This is a genomic window from Mycobacterium sp. NGS69, assembly GCF_059812165.1.
The window spans coordinates 32,380-51,178 of sequence record NZ_JCALCD010000013.1 but is presented as its reverse complement, the minus strand read 5'-3'; the positions used below and the strand labels follow the sequence as shown (position 1 = coordinate 51,178).

Genomic DNA, 18,799 nt, shown 5'->3' with positions numbered 1-18,799 from the left:
GGCATGCCTCTGGCGGCCGGCCGCGTGGGCGTGGTGGCGAGGGCCGGGCCCGGATTCGCGCCGGTTCGCCGGCGCCGCGGAAAGACACGCGTCCGCAATTGCCGCGGCTCCCCCGCACCCGCGTCTTCGCCCCCGGTTAGGGCTGGTGAGGCCGAATTGCCCTCGCCCGCTGGCGTGCCGGTCGGCAAACAAAGTGAAAATCGGAATTTGCGTCATGGGCAATTTGGCGAACCGGAAAAGGAATTTGCCCTCGCGGAGCCGAAGGACTCGTACCATCCACCCTTCCGTCCGCCGGCGTCGGTACCAGTTGCCATGTTATGCAGGGCGATCAGTTCGTAACGTCCGGACGGGCCTTCATTTTCGGTCGATAGTTGTCAGTGTGAAAATGTTTACTGGATCCATTCTCACTAGACGGATGTTTAATAGCGAAATGACCGGGTACAAAAATTGCTAAAACCCGCTCTCAGATGGAGAATTACCGATACTGGATGCGTGATGCGCGATCGGGGGAGCATGGACGAGGACGACTTTCTGGTAGCCGTCGGGGAAGCCGCGCAGGACGCGGTTTGGAAGACGCAGCATCCGCTCACCCACCACTTGACGGAGGATGACCCGCGCCGCGTGCAGTACCTGCGTGAGTATCAGATGTCGGTAGGTCGCCAGGTGCTCGGGGCGATCGAGAAGCTGCGGCGCGGTGGTTCCTGCCAAGACACGCCCCGGGAATGCGCGCCCGTGCTGCCGCCGAAGACGGATTTTGCGTTGCTGCGGGTCGCGCAGCAGCACCTGCGCCCTTAATCCCATAAGCCTTCGACGTCACTTCGGCACGCTCGCCGGACTTCGTGCGGGGCAATGACACATTCGCCCACATCCGCCGGGTAGGCGACGGTAGTTTCAGTCTGTGCCGCCGGCGTGCTCGCCGGCGCGAAGGCCGCGCTATTGGCGTGCCGTAGGGACGGACGAAGGAGGATGGGTGAAAACCATTCCTAAGATGCTGGTCTTCGCGGTTGTTGAGTTTGTCGTGTTCGGCGCGATGCTGTTTTTTCCGGCGGGCACATTCAATTACTGGCAGGCATGGGTTTTTCTGGTGGTGGTCGGCGTCTCGGCCTGGATCCCCGCCGTGTACTTGCTGCGGATGAACCCCGCCGCGCTCGAGGCGCGGATGCGTGGCGGGCCGGCGGCCGAGGGCCGGATGGCGCAGCGGGTCATCATCGCCGGCTTGTACGCGTCGCTGGCGGCGATGGTCGTGGTCAGCGCGCTTGACCATCGCTTCGGCTGGTCGCCGGTGCCGACGGCGATCTGCGTGGTCGGAGACGTTCTGGTCGCCATTGGCCTGGGTGTGGTGGCGATGGTGATCATTCAGAACAGCTACGCCTCGGCGACCGTCCAGGTGCAGGCGGACCAAAAGGTCGTCTCCAGCGGCCTCTACGGGCTGGTGCGCCACCCGATGTACACCGGCAACGTGATCATGATGGTCGGCATCCCCCTGGCGCTCGGTTCTTACTGGGGACTGGTTTTCGTCGTTCCCGGCCTGCTCGTGCTGGCCTCACGCATCCGCGACGAGGAGCAGCTGCTCCAGAAGGAGCTGGACGGCTACCGCGAATACACGCAGAAGGTTCGCTATCGCCTCGTGCCGTCCATGTGGTAGCGACCGCGGGCGGTTCTACAGATCCGGGATGACTGGAACTTCTTCCACCGAGCGGGCATGTCCGCCCAACCGCTGACTCAAGCGCCTGACGGACGGGGCCTCGAATAGGGCGGTCACCTCGAGGTTGGCGTCGAGGGCCGTGTTGATCGTGGCGGTGGCCCGCATCGCGGCGAGGGAGTCCCCGCCGAGGTCGAAGAACGACTCGTCGACTCCGACCCGGTCCACGCCGAGCACCTGCGCGTAGATGCCGGTCAAGATCTGCTCGACGAGGCTGGTCGGGGCGTGGTGACCGTCGCCGTTGTGGTGGTGGTGGTGTCTGGGTCCTGACACCGCCGGCTGGGCCGCCGGCGCGTGGTTGTTCGACCTGTCCGCGCGCGCGTGCTTCCCCTCGTCCTGCACATCGACCGACAACAACGGTCGCGCCGGGTCGGTGGTCATGGCGACCAACGTCTCCTTAAACCGCTCGATCAGTGCCTCGATGTCGGCCGGGCCGAAGACGTCCGCGCGGAATTGGACGTGCAGTTCCAATTCGCGGCCCGGCACCGCCTGGACCGTCAGCGGGTAGTGGTAGTAGTCGCGGTTGCTGATCTCGGTGATCGCCAGCCCGTCGTTCCCCGACAAGGCGGCGGCGTCGGCCGGGTAATTCTCGTACACGAAAACGGTGTCGAAGAGCCTTCCGTGACCGGTGACGCGGTGCACCTCGCTCAGCGCCAGGTGCTGGTGGTCCAGCGTGCGGTTGTGGTCGGCTTGCAGTTGATCAAGCAGGTCGGTGACGGTGGTCTCCCGCGTGATGGTCGCCCGCACCGGCACCGTGTTGATGAACAGGCCCACCATCGAGTCCGCGCCCGGCACCTCGGCCGGCCGCCCCGAGACGACGGCGCCGAAGGCGACATCGCGCTGGCCGGTCAGCCACGTCAGCAGCTGCGCCCACGCGGCCTGCAGCACCGTGCTGACGGTGGTGTGGCGCGAGCGCGCCAACTCGCCCAGCGCCCGCGTGGTCTCTTCGGGCACCCGGAACGATGCGACGCCGCGCCGGCCCAGCCCGAACCAATCCGGCGGCCCGACCAGGGTGGGGGCTTGAAAGCCGGCGAACATCTCCCGCCACACCGCGCGGGCGGTATCCAGGTCGCGACCGGCCAGCCAGGACACGAACCTGCGATAAGAACCCGCCGCGGGCAGCCGTTGCCCGTAGTAGCTGGCGAACAATTCGCCCAGCAGGATCGGCAGCGACCAGCCGTCCAGCACGATGTGGTGATTCGTCAGCACAAACCGGTGCCGGTCTTCCGCGGTGCGGATCAAGGCGACCCGCAGGGCCGGGTGATCGGCCAGGTCGTAGACCGCGGCGCGTTCGGCGGCGCAGACCTGCTGGATCTGCTCGTCGAGGTCCGCATCTCCCCCGCTGAGGTCGACATAGCGCCAGGGCACAACGGGATCGGCCGGGATGATCTGCACCGGCTGGTCGAACCGCGCGCTGAAGCGGGCCGCCAGGTTGGGGTGGCGGGCGACGACGGTGTGCACGGCGTCACGCAGGCGGTGCTGGTCGAGCCGGCCGCTCAGCGCGACGTCGAGCTGCACCGCGTACACGTCGTCGCCGCCCTGAGCGGTGCTGGCGTGAAACAGCAGCCCCTGCTGCAGCGGGGTCAGCGGCAGCACGTCGGCGATGCGGTAATGGCGCGCGAGCTCGTCGATCTGCAGCTGGCTCAGCCGCGCGGGCGCGATGTCCGACGGCGTCAACCCGCCGCCGCCGCCCCGCACGTGCGCGCAGATGCCGGCCAGCGCGTCGAACCACAGCCGGCTCAGCCGGCCGACCTGCGCCTGATCCAGGGCTGACGGGGCCCACGTCCAGCCCGCCCGCAGGCGCGGACCGGTCTCGGCGTCCAGGGTGCCGGCGTTGAGCTCCACGGTGTGCATCAGCGGCATCGGAGTCGCCGCGGCAACACCGGTCACCGACCAGCCGTCCTGGCGGATCTCCCAGATGTCGCCGGAGACCTCGGTCGCCGCGGCGCCCAGGCGCCCCAGGTAGTTGAACCCGATCGTGGGGTCGGCGCCGTCCAGGTCGACGTCGCTGTTCAGGTAGCGCAGCACCCCGTAGGTCAAACCGTCCGGCAGCGCCCGAAGCTGCTCTTTGGCGTCTTTGATGACCGCCCCGAGCCCCGTGTCGCCGGAAAGCACCTGCGCCCAGTCCAGCCCGCCCACCGCGAGGGCCACCGGATACTTGGTGGTGAACCATCCCACCGTGCGCGACAGGTCGACATGGGGGTCCAGCTCCTCCTGGCGCCCGTGCCCCTCCGCGTCGATCACGACCGGCGCGGAGCCGGTCCCCAAGAACTCGGCGCACGCCAAAGCGAATGCGATCAGCAAGATTTCGTGGATCCCGGCGTGGAGCGCCGCGGGCACCTCGCCGAGCAGCATCCGGGTGGTCTCGGCGTCCAGCTCCACCGACAGGTTGCCGGCCGTCGCGTAGGTGTCCACCGCCGGTTGCACCGCCGGCAGCTGCGCGGGCAACGCGGCGATCTGCCGCCAGGCGGGCGCGAGGTCCACCACCTCGGGGCGGTGGGCGTATTCGGCCAGCAGCGCGGCCCACCGGGCGAACGACGTCCTCGGCGCCGGCAACACCACCTGCTGCCCGCCGCGGTGCTGGGCCCACGCCAGGTTGAGGTCCTCGAGCAGGATCCGCCACGACACCCCGTCGACCGCCAGGTGGTGAACGATCAGCAGCAACTGGCCGGTCGGGGGCGCCCACAGCGCGCTCAGCATCACCCCGGCGGCCGGGTCCAGCCGCGACCGCGCGGCCAAAACCGCGTCGTCGGACAGCACGTCCACCGTCTGCAGGCATCCGCGCGCGTCCACCGAACCGGGCTCGGGCACCGTCACCGACCACCCGTCGGCGCCGTCGTCGTCGACGCGCAGCCGCAACGTCGCGTGCCGGTCGAGCAGGGCCTGCAGCACCGCAACCACGTCGGACGAGGTCACCCCCACCGGCGCCTGCACCAGCACCGTCTGGTTGAACTCGCCCACCGGGCCGTCGACGCTTCGCAACCAGCGCATGATCGGGGTGGCCACCACCGAGCCGACGCCCTCGTCGATCACCTCGGCGTCGTCGGCGACCACCCCGGCCACCCGGGCCAGCTTCGCCACGGTCTGCTCGACGAAGATGTCGCGCGGCCGGCACACCACGCCGGCGGCCCGCGCCCGCGCCACCACCTGCATCGACAGGATGCTGTCCCCGCCGAGCTCGAAAAACGACTCCTCGACCCCGACCCGCTCGAGCCCCAGCACCTGGGCGTAGATGCCGGCCAGGATCTCCTCGACCGCGTCGGCCGGGGCGCGGTAGTGGTCGACGTCCTGATACTCCGGGGCCGGCAGGGCGCGGGTGTCGAGCTTGCCGTTGACCGTCAGCGGCAACGCGTCCAACGCCACCACGGCGGCCGGAACCATATACGCCGGCAGGCGATCCGCCAGCGCGGCACGCAGCTCGGCCAGGTCCACCGCCCCGGTCACGTACCCCACCAGGCGCTTGTCGCCGGGGCGGTCCTCGCGGGCGATCACCACCGCCTGCTCGACGCCGTCCAGGCCGTTCAACGTCGCCTGGACCTCACCCAGCTCGATGCGGTAGCCGCGGATCTTGACCTGCTCGTCGGCGCGGCCCATGTACCGCAGCTGCCCGTCGGCGCCCCAGCACATCAGGTCCCCGGTGCGGTACATGCGCGCACCCGGACCGCCGAACGGACACGCGACGAACCGCGTCCCCGTCAAACCCGCGCGGCCGATGTAGCCGTGCGCCAACCCGGCGCCGGCGACGTACAACTCCCCGACCACGCCGGGCGGCACCGGCTGCAACGACCCGTCGAGCACGAAGAAACCGAGGTGGGCCAGCGGCACCCCGATCGGGCTCACGGCGACGTCGACATCGTCGGCGACGATCTCGCGGAACGAGGCATGCACGGTCGTCTCGGTGATGCCGTACATGTTGATCAACCGGGGCCGAGCCGGGTGAGCGTCCAGCCACGCGCGCAGGCGCTGCGGTTCGAGCGCCTCGCCGCCGAACACCACGGCCTCCAGCTCCAACCGAGACCCCAGCTCGGGCTGCAACGCGTCGGCGGCCTGCAAGGCATAAAACGCCGACGGGGTCTGGCTCAGGACGCTGACCCGTTCGGTCACCAGCAGCGCGTGCAGGTCTTCGGGCGAGCGCACCACCGAGTCGGGCACCACCACCACGCGGCCGCCGTAGAGCAGCGCACCCCAGATCTCCCACACCGAGAAGTCGAACGCCAACGAGTGGCACTGCGTCCACACCCGGCCGCCGAGCTCCATGTCGCCGGCCAGCGTCGCAAGCAGCCGGGTCACGTTGCGATGCGGGACCGCCACACCCTTCGGGGTCCCGGTCGTGCCCGACGTGTAGATGATGTAGGCGACGTCGTCCGGGCAGGCCACCGACGGTGCGGCGCCGAGGCGGGCGTCGACGTCGGGGTCACCGGCGTCGTCGACGTCGACGATCAGCAGGTCGCGTCCGGCCAGCCGCGGGCGGTACTCCGCGGTGGTGATCGCGGCGATCGGCGCGGCATCGCCGAGTACGAACTGCATCCGGGCCTCCGGCACCGCCGGGTCGATCGGCACGTACGCCGCCCCGGTCTTCACCACCGCCAGGATCGCCACGATCGCCTCGGCCGAGCGGGGCAGCAGCAGCGCCACGCGCCGGCCCGGCCCCACGCCCCCGCCGGCCAACCGGTGCGCCAACCGGTTTGCCGCGTCGTCGAGCTGGCGGTAGGTCAGCGAACGGCCCTCGCAGGTCACCGCCGCCGCGTCGGGCACCCGGGCCACCTGCGCGGCGAACAGCTGGGGAATCGACACCGGCGGGCTCACCGGCTCGGTCAGCGCCGCCCGGTTGCCCCAGTCCGCCAGCTGGGTGCGCTCGACGTCGGCGAGCACGCCGATCGACGACACCCGCCGGGTCGGGTCGGTAGTCATCTCGACCAGCACGCGCTGGAAACGCTCGACCAGGGTTTGGATGCTGGCCGCGTCGAACACGTCGGTGCGAAATTCCACCACCCCGCCGATGCCGGCCGGCTCGCCGTCCGCGTCCAAGTGCTCTTCCAGAGCAAACGCCAGGTCCATGCGGGCGGTGCCGGTGTCCACCGGCATCTGGGTGAGCTCCAGCTCCCCCGACGCGAACCGGGCGGTGGGGTCGCCGGTGGTGTCGTGCAGGGTCCGCCACGCCAGCATCACCTGCACGAGCGGGTGGTGCGTGAGCGATCGGGTGGGGTTCAGCCGCTCGACGACCACTTCGAAGGGCACGTCTTGGTGCTCGTAGGCGGCCAGGCTGCGCGCCCGCACCTGGGCGAGCAGGTCGGCGACGCTGGGGTCGCCGGTCACGTCCACGCGCAACACCAACGTGTTGACGAAGAAGCCGACCAACTCGTCGAGCGCGGGGTCGCGGCGCCCGCCGATCGGGAACCCCACCGCCACATCGGAACTCGCGCTGAGCTTGGCCAGCAGCACCCCCAGCGCCGCCTGCATCACCATGAAATTCGTCGCGTTGTGTTCGCGGGCCACCCGCACGACCTGCCGCTGCAACTCGACGGGCAGACGCACCGCCACGCTGGCGCCCCGTTGATCGGCCACCGGCGGGTAGGGCCGGTCGGTGGGCAGGCCGAGGCGCTCGGGCATGTCCGCCAGGGCCTGCTGCCAGTACTCCAGCTGCGCGGCGATCGGGCTGTCGGGATCGGTGAGATCGCCGAACTGCGCGCGCTGCCACAGCGTGTAGTCGATGTACTGCACCGGTAACGGCGTCCAACCGGGGGCTTGCCCCTCACAGCGGCTGGCGTAGGCCACGGCGATGTCACGCACCAGCGGGGGGATCGACAAGCCGTCGGCGGCGATGTGATGCACCACGGCGACCAGCACGTGTTCGTCGTCGGCGACGCGGAAAAGCTTTGCGCGCAAAGGGATCTCGGCGGCGAGATCGAAGCTGTGCCGCGCGGTCTCCTCGATGGCCTCCTGCAGCCGGCCCGGCGACCACGCGGTCGCGTCGACCACGTCCCAGCCGAAGTCGGCCCGCTCGGCGGGCAGCACCAGCTGTTGCGGTATTCCGTCGGGGGCGGTGAACAGCGTGCGCAGGCTTTCGTGGCGGCCCACCACGTCGGCCAACGCCGCGCAGAACGCGTCGGCGTCCAGCGGCCCACGCAGTCGCAACGCGAGCGCCAGGTTGTACACCGGCGACGGGCCCTGCAACTGGTCGATGAACCACAACCGGTTCTGCGCGAAGGACAGGGGCACCACCGCCGGCCGCGGGGCGGCCACCAACGGCTCCAGCACGCCCTCGCCGCCGTGGATACGGGTCGCCAGCTGGGCCACCGCGGGCGCCTCGAACACGGCGCGCACCGCGACGGCGGCGCCCAGGCCGCTGTTGATCGCGGCGACCAGACGCATCGCCGACAGCGAATCCCCGCCCAGGTCGAAGAACGAGTCGTCCACCCCGACCCGCTCCACGCCCAGCACCTGGGCATAGATGCCGGCCAGGATCTCCTCGGTCGGGGTGGTCGGTGCGCGGTAACGGTCGGTGGCCTCGTAGTCCGGTGCCGGCAGGGCCCGGGTGTCGAGCTTGCCGTTGACCGTCAACGGCAGCGCCGCCAACGCCACCACCGCGGCGGGGACCAGGTAGGCCGGCAGCCGCTCGGCCAGCGCGGATCGCACCGCGGCCGGGTCCGCGGTCCCGGTGATGTATCCGACCAAGCGCTTGTCGCCGGGACGGTCCTCGCGGGCGACCACCACCGCCTGCTCGACGCCGTCGCACGCGGCCAGCGCGGCCCGCACTTCGCCCGGTTCGACGCGATATCCGCGGATCTTGACCTGCTCATCGGCGCGGCCCAGGTATTGCAGCTGCCCGTCGGCGCGCCAGCGCACCAGGTCGCCGGTGCGGTACATGCGGGTCCCGGGTGCGTCCGCGCCGGCGAACGGGCAGGCCACAAAGCGCGATGCGGTCAGCCCGGTCCGGCCGACGTATCCGACGCCCACGCCCCGGCCGGCCACGTACAGTTCGCCGACGACACCGGCCGGCACCCGGCGCAACGAATCGTCCAGGACGAACAGCGCCGCCGTCGACACCGGGCCGCCGATCGGGGCCGCCCCGGACCCCGCCCGCAACGGCGTACTCATCGAGGCGTAGACCGTGGCCTCGGTGGGGCCGTAGGCGTTGATCACCACCCGCCCGGGCGCCCACTGGTCCACCACCTCGGCCGAGCACGCCTCGCCGCCGAGCAGCAACGCCTCCGCCTCCAACCGCTGCGGGGACAGGGCGGCCACCGCCGACGGGGTTTGGGTGAGCACGTTGACGCGTTCACGGGCCAGCAGGTCGTGGAAATCGTCCGGCGAGACGACGACCGACGGCGGCACCACCACCAGCCGCCCGCCGCCGAGCAGCGCGGCCCAGATCTCCCACACCGAGAAGTCGAAGGCATACGAGTGGCATTGCGTCCACACCTGTGTCGCCGGCAGGGATGTGGGCGTCGACGGCGCCAGGTGCGCCAGGTTGCGGTGGGCGATGGCAACGCCCTTGGGCGTTCCGGTGGTTCCCGACGTGTAGATCAGGTAGGCGATGTCGTCGGCCGACGGCGCCGGCGGCGCGGTGGCGGGCTGGTTTTCGACGGCGGGGTCGTCGATGTCGACGACCGTCAGACCCCGCCCGGACAGCCGGTCGGCCAGCCCGGCGGTGGTGACCGCGGCGACGGGCGCGGCGTCGCCCAGCATGAAGTCGACCCGGGCCGCCGGCAGCGCCGGGTCGATCGCCAGGTAGGCCGCCCCGGTCTTCAGCACCGCCAGCATGGCCATGACGGCCTGGGCCGACCGCTCCACCAGCAACGCCACACAGGCGCCGGGGCCGACACCATGGCCGGACAGCAAGTGCGCGAACCGGTTGGCGGCGTCGTCGAGTTCCCGATAGGTCATCGACCGGTCCCCGAAGGTCACCGCCGGCGCCTCCGGGGCGCGGGCCACCTGCGCAGCGAACAGCTCGGGTATCGACACCGCCGGGTCCCGCCGCGTCAGCACCGCGCGGTTGCCCACCTCATCGAGGCGGGCGTGCTCGGCCTCGTCGAGCAGGTCCACCGACGACAGCCGGCGCGCCGGATCCGCCGTCATGGCGACCAACACCCGCTTGAGCCGCTCGATGAGCGTTTCGATGCTGGCGGCGTCGAACACGTCGGTCCGGAATTCCACCGCCCCGGCGATGCCGGCGGGCTCACCGGCGTCGGTCCACGTCTCGCCCAGGGAGAACGCGAGGTCGGTGCGGGCCGTCCGGGTATCCAGCGGCAGCGGCGTGGCCTGCAACCCGCCCAGGGCCAAGCCGGTCGGGCCCTGTCCCTGCCCGCTCTGCCAGGCCAGCATCACTTGGACCAGCGGGTGGTGCGTCAGGCTTCGGGTCGGGTTGAGCCGTTCCACCAAGACCTCGAACGGCACATCCTGGTGCTCGTATGCCGATAGGCTGCGCGCGCGCACCTGAGCGAGCAGTTCGGCGACGCTGGGATCACCGGCCAGATCAACCCGCAACACCAGGGTGTTGACGAAGAAGCCCACCAGTTCGTCCAGCGCGGGGTCCCCGCGCCCGGCGATCGGAAAACCCACGGACACATCGGAACTCGCGCTGAGCTTGGCCAGCAACACGGCCATGGCGGCCTGCATCACCATGAAACTGGTGGCGTTGTGTTCCCGGGCCACCCGGGCGACCTCCCGCTGCAGCTCGGCGGGCCAGTCCACCGACACGCTCGCGCCGCGGTAGTCCGCGACCGGCGGGTACGCCCGGTCGGTGGGCAGCTGCAGGTGCTCCGGCATCCCTGCCAGGGCCTCTTGCCAGTAGGCCAGCTGCGCGGCGATGCGGCTGTCGCTGTCGCCGAGATCGCCGAGCTGCGCGCGCTGCCACAGCGTGTAATCGGCGTACTGCACCGCCAGGTCGGCCCAGTCGGGGGGTTGCCCCACCCGGCGGCTGGCGTAGGCCACCCCGAGATCGCGCACCAGCGGGGCGATCGAGGCGCCGTCGGCGGCGATGTGGTGCACCACGGCCACCAGCACGTGTTCGTCGTCGGCGACCCGGAAAAGCCTTGCCCGCATGGGGATCTCGGCCGCCAGGTCGAACGGGTGATGGGCCACCTCGTCGAGGGCCTCGGCCAGCCGGCTTTCCGGCCAGCCGGTGGCGTCGACGACGGCCCAACCGAAGTCGGCCCGCTCGGGAGGCACGATCAGTTGCCGCGGGACCCCGTCGTGTGCGGCGAACAGCGTGCGCAGGCTCTCCTGCCGGACCACCACGTCGGCCAGCGCCGCGCCCAACGCGTCCTCTTCGAAGGCATCCATCCGCCCACGCAGCCGCAGGGCGACCGCCATGTTGTAGATCGTTGAGGGGCCCTGGAACTGGTCGATGAACCACAGCCGGCTCTGGGCGAACGACAGCGGAATCACCGCGGGCCGCTCGACGGCGGTCAACGGCTCCAACCGGGCGTCATCCCCACCGATCCGCGTCGCCAACTGGGCGACCGTGGGCGCCTCGAACAGCGTGCGCACCGAAAGACCGGCGTCCAGGCCGCTGTTGACCGCGGCGATCAGGCGCACGGCCGACAGCGAATCCCCGCCGAGGTCGAAGAACGACTCGTCGACCCCGACCAGTCGCGGCGGCTGCACGCCCAGCACCTGCGCGTAGATGCCGGCCAGCAGCTCCTCGACCGCGTTGGTCGGGGCGCGATAGGGGCCGCCATCCTGGTATTCGGGCGCCGGCAGGGCCCGGGTGTCGAGTTTGCCGTTGACCGTCAGCGGCAGCGCGTCGATCACCATCACCGCGGCCGGCACCATGTACGCCGGGAGCCGCTCGGCCAGCGCCGCACGCGCCGACGCCGCGAACGACGCCGGATCCGTGGGTCCGGTGACGTAGCCCACCAGCCGCTTGTCGCCGGGGCGGTCCTCGCGGGCGATCACGGCCGCCTGCTTGACGCCGTCCAGCGCGCCCAGCGCCGCCTGGATTTCGCCGAGTTCGATGCGATACCCGCGGATCTTGACCTGCTTGTCGGCCCGCCCCACGTACCGCAGCTGCCCGTCGGCGCCCCACCACACCAGGTCCCCGGTGCGGTACATCCGCTGTCCCGGCTCTCCGAACGGACAGGCCACGAACCGCGTCGAGCTCAGCGCCGGCCGGCCCACGTAGCCGTCCGCCACCCCGGCCCCGGCCACGTACAACTCGCCCACCACCCCCGCCGGGACCGGCCGCAGCCACCCGTCGAGCACGAAAAATCCGAGATGGGCCAGCGGCACGCCGATGGGGCTGGCGACGCTGTCGACGTCGCCGGCGACGATCTCCCGGAACGACGCGTGCACCGTCGTCTCGGTGATGCCGTACATGTTGATCAGCCGCGGCAAACCCGGGTGGTTGTCCAGCCAGGCCCGCAGCCGCTGCGGTTCGAGCGCCTCGCCGCCGAACACCACGGCCTCGAGCTTGAGGCGGGGTTCCGGCTCGGGCTGTGCCGCGTCGGCGCTCTGCAGCGCGTAGAACGCCGACGGGGTCTGGCTCAACACGGTGACCTCTTCGGCCACCAACAAGGCGTGCAGGTCTTGCGGCGAGCGCACCACCGCATCGGGCACGATCACCAGCCGGCCGCCGTAGAGCAGCGCCCCCCAGATCTCCCACACCGAAAAGTCGAAGGCCAGCGAATGGCACTGCGACCACACCTGCCCCGCCAGCTCGAGGTCGACGTCCAGCGTCTCCAGCAGCCGGGTCACGTTGCGATGCGGGATCGCCACGCCTTTGGGGGTTCCGGTCGTGCCCGAGGTGTAGATGAGGTAGGCGATGTCGTCCGGGGCCGGCGCCGGCAACGGAGTGCTGGGCTGGCCGTCGATGGCGGGGTCGTCGATGTCGATGACCGCCACGTCGCGCCCGGCCAGCCGATCGGCCAACCCGGCGGTCGTGATCACCGCGATCGGCGCGGCGTCGTCGAGCACAAACCCCATCCGGGCCGGCGGCACCGTCGGGTCGATCGGCACGTACGCCGCGCCGGTCTTCAGCACGGCCAACATCGCGACGACCGCGTCGGCCGACCGCGGCAACAACAGCGCCACCCGCTGCCCCGGACCCACACCCCGGCCGGCCAGCAGGTGCGCCAGCCGGTTGGCCGCCTGCTTCACCTCGCGGTAGGTCCACGAACGGTCCCCCGCGCTGATCGCCACCGCCTCGGGCGTGCGCGCCACTTGCGCGCCGAACAGCACCGGAATCGACACCGGCACGCCGACCGGCTGGGTCAAGCCCGCGCGATTCCCCCACCTCTGGAGCTGCGCGTGCTCGGCGGCGTCGAGCACGTCCATCGACGACAACCGCCGGCCCGGGTCGGCCGTCATCGCCGCCAGCACCCGCTTGAACCGCTCGATCAGCGTCTCGATGTCGGCCGCGTCGAACACGCCCGTGTCGAATTCGACCCGCAGACCCATTTCGGTGCCCGGCATGGCCTGGACCGCGAGCGGGTAGTGGTTGTACTCGCGGTGGGTGAAATCGGTGATGGTCAGCCCTTGGTCGCCTTGGCCGCCCGACAGGGCGGCCGCGTCGAGCGGGTAGTTCTCGTACACGAAAATGGTGTCGAACAGGTGGTCCTGGCCGGTGAGGCGGTGCATCTCGCTGAGCGCCAGGTGCTGGTGGTCGATCGTGTGGCTGTAGGCGTTCTGCAGCTGATCGAGCAGGTCGGCGGTGCTGGTGGTCGCCGTGATGCTGGCCCGCACCGGCACCGTGTTGATGAACAGGCCCACCATCGAGTCCGCGCCGGGCACCTCGGGCGGCCGTCCCGAGACCGTCGTGCCGAAGGCGACGTCGTGCCGGCCGGTCAACCACATCAGCAGCTGGGCCCAGGCGGCCTGCACGACGGTGCTGACGGTGGTGTGGCTGGAGCGCGCCAGCTCGCCGAGCGCCCGCGTGGTCTGCTCGGGCACCCGGAACGACGCGACGCCTCGCGGCCCCAGGCCCAACCGGCTCGCCGGGGCCACCAGCGTTGGGGTGTCGAATCCGGCCAGCACCTCACCCCAGGCTTCGCGGGCGGCATCCAGGTCGCGACCGGTCAGCCACGTCACGTAGCTGCGATACTTCGCCGCCGCGGGCAGCCACTGCCCGTGATAGCTGGCGAATATCTCCCCGACCAGGATCGGCAGCGACCAGCCGTCCAGCACGATGTGGTGATTGGTCAGCACCAACCGGTGCTGGTCCGCGGCGGTGCCGATGAGCGCGGCGCGAAAGGCCGACTGATTGGTGAGGTTGCAGACCGCGGCGCGTTCGGCCGCGCACACCTGCCGGATCTGCTCGTCGAGGTCCGGGCGGCCCCCGCGAAGGTCGACGAAGCGCCAGGGCACCACGGGATCGGCCGGGATGATCTGCACCGGCTGGTCGAACTTGTCGGAAAACCGGGCCGCCAGGTTGGGGTGGCGGGTGACCACCGCCTGCACCGCGTCACGCAGGCGGTCCTGATCGACCGGACCGCTCAGTGCGATCTCCAGCTGCACCGAATAGACGTCGTCGTCGCCGTCGGCGGTGATGGCATGGAACCACAGCCCCTGCTGCAAGGGGGTCAGTGGCAATACGTCAGCTATCCGCATATTGCCGCTGCAGGTCGTCGATTTGCTGCTGGCTGAGACCGGCGGCGATGTCGGAGGGCGTCAACCCGCCCCCGCCGCCTCGCACGTGCGCGCAGATGCCGGCCAACGCGTCGAACCACAACCGGCTCAGCCGGGTGATCTGCGCGTGGTTCAGCGTGGAGGGCGCCCAGGTCCAGCGGGCGTGCAGCTGTGGGCCGGCGTCGGTGTCGACCGTGCTGGCGTTGAGCTCCACGGTGTGCATCAGCGGCATGGGGATGGCCGCGGCGACGTCGGTCACCGACCAGCCGCCCTGGCTGAGCCGCCACACGTCGCCGGACACTTCGGCCGCCGCGCCGAGCCGCCCCAGGTAGTTGAACCCGATCGGCGGGTCGGGCGGGGCCAGGTCGACATCGGCGTTCAAGTAGCGCAACGCCCCGTAGGTCAAGCCGTCCGGCAGCGCGCGAAGTTGCTCTTTGGCGTCCTTGACGACCGCGCCGAGCCTGGTGTCGCCGGCCACCACCCGCGCCCAGTCCAGGCCGCCGACCGCGACCGACACCGGGTACTTGGTGGTGAACCACCCGACCGTGCGGGACAGGTCGACGTGGGGAGCCAGTTCCTCCTGGCGCCCGTGACCCTCCACATCGATGACGATCGGAGCGCCGCCGCTGCCCACGAATTCCGCCATCGCCAGAGCGAAGGCGATCAACAGGATCTCGTGCACCCCGGCATGGAACGCCGCCGGCACCTCGTCCAGCAGCGCGCGGGTGGTATCGCCATCCAGCTGCGCCGACAGGTTGCCCGCGCTCGCATAGGTGTCCGCCTCGGGACGCACCGGCGGCAGCGCCGCGGGCGCCGCCGCAATCTGGCGCCAGGCCTCGGCCTGCGCCACGACCTCCGGGCGGTACGCGTGCTCGGCCAACAGCAACGCCCACTGGGCGAACGACGTCCCCGGCGCCGGCAACACCAACTCCTGCCCACCGCGATGCTGGGCCCAGGCGATGTTGAGGTCCTCGAGCAGGATCCGCCACGACACCCCGTCGACGGCCAGGTGGTGAACGATCAGCACCAACTGCCCGGTGTCACCGACCCACAGCGCGCTGAGCATCAGCCCGGCCGCCGGATCCAACCGCGACCGCGCCTCGACCACCGTCTCGTCGGACAACGCAGGCACCGCGCGAAGGCACCGGCGGGCATCCACCGAGCCGGCCTCCGGAACCGTCAGCGACCAGCCGCCGGCGCCGTCGTCCTCGACCCGCAGCCGCAGCATGGCGTGCCGATCGAGCACGGCCTGCAGCACCGCCACCACGTCGGCCTCCGTCGCCCCCGCCGGGGCCTGCACCGACACCGCCTGGTTGAACTGATCGACCGGGCCCTCGACGCCACGCAGCCAGCGCATGATCGGGGTCGCGTCCACCGGACCGACGCCGTCGTCGCCGAAATCGGCGTCGCCGGCGGCCACTTCGGCCACCCGGGCCAGCTGGGCGACGGTCTGCTCGACGAAGATGTCGCGCGGCCGGCACACCACCCCGGCGGCCCGCGCCCGCGCCACCACCTGCATAGACAGGATGCTGTCCCCGCCGAGCTCGAAGAACGACTCGTCCACCCCGACGCGCTCCAGCCCGAGGACCTGCGCGTAGATGTCGGCCAGGATCTCCTCGACCGCGTTGCCCGGGGCCCGGTAGCGATCGACGTCCTGATACTCCGGCGCCGGCAGGGCTCGCTTGTCGAGCTTGCCGTTGACCGTCAGCGGCACCGCGTCGATCACCACGACCGCGGCCGGCACCATGTACGCCGGCAACCGCTCGGCCAGCGCGGCGCGCGCGGCGGCCGGCTCGGCGGACCCGGTCACGTACCCCACCAGGCGCTTGTCGCCGGGGCGGTCCTCGCGCGCCAGCACCACGGCCTGCTCGACGCCGTCCAGGTCGGCGAGGGCGGCTTGGACTTCACCCAGCTCGATGCGGAACCCGCGGATCTTGACCTGCTCGTCGGCGCGCCCCACATACCGCAGCTGCCCGTCGGCGCCCCACCACGCCAGGTCCCCGGTGCGGTACATGCGCAACCCGGGCTCGCCGAACGGGCACGCCACGAACCGCGTCGACGTCAAACCCCCTCGCCGCCAATAGCCACACCCGGCGCCGCCGCCAGCCACGTACAACTCCCCGACCACCCCGGCCGGCACCTGCCGCATCCACCCGTCGAGCACGAAGAACGCGTACTGGTCCAACGGCACGCCAATGGGACTGGCGGAACTGTCCACATCCTCGGGGAAGATCTCCCGGAACGAGGCATGCACCGTCGTCTCGGTGGTGCCATACAAGTTGAGCAGCCGGGGTGCTTCCGGATGGTTGTCCAGCCAGGTGCGCAACCGCTGCGGTTCCAGCGCTTCGCCGGCGAAGATCACCGCGCGAAGTTTGAGCTGGCGTCCGAGCTCGGGCGCCAGCGCGTCCGCGGTTTGCAGCGCGTAGAACGCCGACGGGGTCTGGCTCAAGACTTCGACCTGTTCCTTGGCCAGCAACGCGTGGAAATCTTCGGGCGAACGCGCCACCGACTCGGGCACCACGACGAGGCGCCCGCCGGACAGCAGCGCACCCCAGATCTCGCACACCGAGACGTCGAAGGCCAACGAGTGCCACTGCGACCACACCTGTCCCGGCGACAGCTCGACTGCCAGGGACTCCAGCAGCCGGGTCACGTTGTGGTGGGTGATGGCCACGCCCTTGGGCACCCCCGTCGTCCCCGAGGTGTAGATGAGGTAGGCGATGTCGTCCGGCTCCGGCACCGGCAGCGCCGTGCCGGATTCGGGGCCGACGGCGGGGTTTGCCAGCTCGGCGACGTCGATGACGAGCAGATCGCGCCCGTTCAGCCGGTCGGCCAGGCCGGCGGCGGTGATCGCCGCGACCGGCGCGGCATCGTCGAGCATGAACTCGATTCGGGCCGCCGGCACCGCGGGGTCGATCGGCACGTACGCCGCCCCGGTCTTGAGCACCGCGAGGATCGCCACGATCGCCTCGGCCGATCGCGGCAGCAACAGCGCCACCCGCTGCCCCGGCCCCACCCCGTGGCGGGCCAGCAGTCGCGCCAACCGATCGGCGCCCTCCTCGACCTGGCGGTAGGTCCACGACGATTGCCCGAACGTGATCGCCACCGCCTCCGGCGCGCGGGCGGCCTGCGCGGCGAACATCGCCGGAATCGACTGCGAAGCGGTTGCCGGCCGGCTCAACACCGCGCGGTTACCCCACCCGTCGAGCCTGTCGAGCTCGGCGTCCTCGAACAGGTCCATCGACGAGAGCCGCCGCCCCGGGTCGGCGGTCATCGCCACCAGCACGCGCGCCAGCCGCTTCGCCAATTCGGCGACCTCGAATTTCGCGAGCGGGCTCCCGGCGCCGGCGGTGCTGAGGAAAAGCTGGTCGCCGCCGCCGGAGAACATCAACGCAAAGGCGCCCACCTGAACGGGATTCGTGAACGACGCCGACGCCGCGACACCGGCGAAGTCCATCGTCATTTTCGACGGCATGAAATTGACGCTCACCCGATCGGGTCGCGCCCCGCGCGGGTCGGCCTTGCGTTCGAGGGCGTGCACCGGGAACCGCTGATGGTCCAGCGCCTCGCGGATGCGCGCGTCGACATACGCACAAAAACCGGCGACCGTGGATCGCGGCGAAACGCTCAGCACCAGCGGCACCACGCCGGAAACCATTCCCGGCAGCGTCTTTGACTCCGGGCGCACGCGCCGGCTGACCGGAAACTCGAGCACCACCTCTGAACTGTCGGCGCACCACCCGCGCACCAAAAGGGCGCAGGCCGCGGTGATGACCGACGACCGCGGCACCTTCCACGCGTCGGAGAGTTCTTGAACTCGGCGCAGCACGACGGAATCCAGCCGAACCGGCGCGGACGGCTGGGACCGTTCCCCATCCTCCCCGGTCGGGAGAAACCCGTTGTGTGGCCCGCTCTCCGGCGGCAGATTCCTGGCCCAGTAGTCCTGATCTTCGGCGTAATCGGTGGACGCTTCGTATTCCGACTCGAGGCGAACCAAGTCCTCCAACGAGCCGAAGAAAGCGGGGGGAATGGATTCGTTCGAAACAATTGCGGCGTACACGGTCGCAATCCGATTTGCGATAAGCGTGATTCCGGTGCCGTCCACGATCATGTGATGGAAGCACCCGAACAAATAGAATTCATCGGACCATGTCTGGAATAAAGCAAAATTGAACAGCGGGCCGGCCACCGGCATCGGCGTGCGTTGGATCGCTAACGCCATCCGACGGGCTTCCTGCACCGGATGGCGCGTGTCGCTCAGATCGTGGAAGGCGACCTCGAAGTCCGGGTAATCGATCGCCCGCTGGAAGACCCGGCCATCCACCTCGAAGACGGCGGCCCTGGCCGGTTCGGCCTCCTGCATCACGTGACGGATCGCCCGGTGGAGCAACTCGCGGTCCACCGTGCCGTCGAATCGGACAAGCACGCCAAGCTGCCACTCCGTACCGGAGTGGCCCGTTTCCTGCGCGAGCCAAATGTCCAGCTGTCCCCGCGTCAGCGGGAGAGCCCGGTCATCAAGTTCCATCCGGA

Annotated in this window: 4 protein-coding genes; 2 read left to right on the top strand and 2 right to left on the bottom strand. The window is 70.5% G+C overall.

Annotated elements, in window-relative coordinates:
- The first annotated feature begins 513 nt into the window (after positions 1-513).
- Together AC5Y2S_RS26965 and AC5Y2S_RS26960 are read left to right on the top strand one after the other, a co-directional pair.
- Complete coding sequence (locus AC5Y2S_RS26965) at positions 514-795, top strand: hypothetical protein (protein WP_499959551.1); 282 nt, start codon at positions 514-516, stop codon at positions 793-795.
- A gap of 175 nt (positions 796-970) precedes the next feature.
- A complete protein-coding gene (locus AC5Y2S_RS26960) occupies positions 971-1,645 on the top strand; it encodes a methyltransferase family protein (RefSeq protein ID WP_499959550.1) in 675 nt (224 codons plus the stop codon).
- Positions 1,646-1,660: 15 nt separating this feature from the next.
- Here AC5Y2S_RS26960 and AC5Y2S_RS26955 read toward each other — a convergent pair whose 3' ends face one another.
- Together AC5Y2S_RS26955 and AC5Y2S_RS26950 are read right to left on the bottom strand one after the other, a co-directional pair.
- The gene (locus tag AC5Y2S_RS26955; protein WP_499959549.1) at positions 1,661-14,251 is read right to left on the bottom strand and encodes a non-ribosomal peptide synthetase; all 12,591 of its coding nucleotides are present in this window, start codon (positions 14,249-14,251) and stop codon (positions 1,661-1,663) included.
- The gene (locus AC5Y2S_RS26950; protein ID WP_499959548.1) at positions 14,238-18,794 is read right to left on the bottom strand and encodes an amino acid adenylation domain-containing protein; all 4,557 of its coding nucleotides are present in this window, start codon (positions 18,792-18,794) and stop codon (positions 14,238-14,240) included. Before AC5Y2S_RS26950 ends, AC5Y2S_RS26955 begins: the two co-directional genes overlap by 14 nt.
- Positions 18,795-18,799 lie beyond the last annotated feature (5 nt).

Bases quoted from the DNA above. Each gene is read 5' to 3' on its own strand.
- AC5Y2S_RS26965 (WP_499959551.1), top strand. From the start codon at position 514: ATGGACGAGGACGACTTTCTGGTAGCCGTCGGGGAAGCCGCGCAGGAC.
- AC5Y2S_RS26955 (WP_499959549.1), bottom strand. From the start codon at position 14,251: ATGCGGATAGCTGACGTATTGCCACTGACCCCCTTGCAGCAGGGGCTG.
- AC5Y2S_RS26950 (WP_499959548.1), bottom strand. From the start codon at position 18,794: ATGGAACTTGATGACCGGGCTCTCCCGCTGACGCGGGGACAGCTGGAC.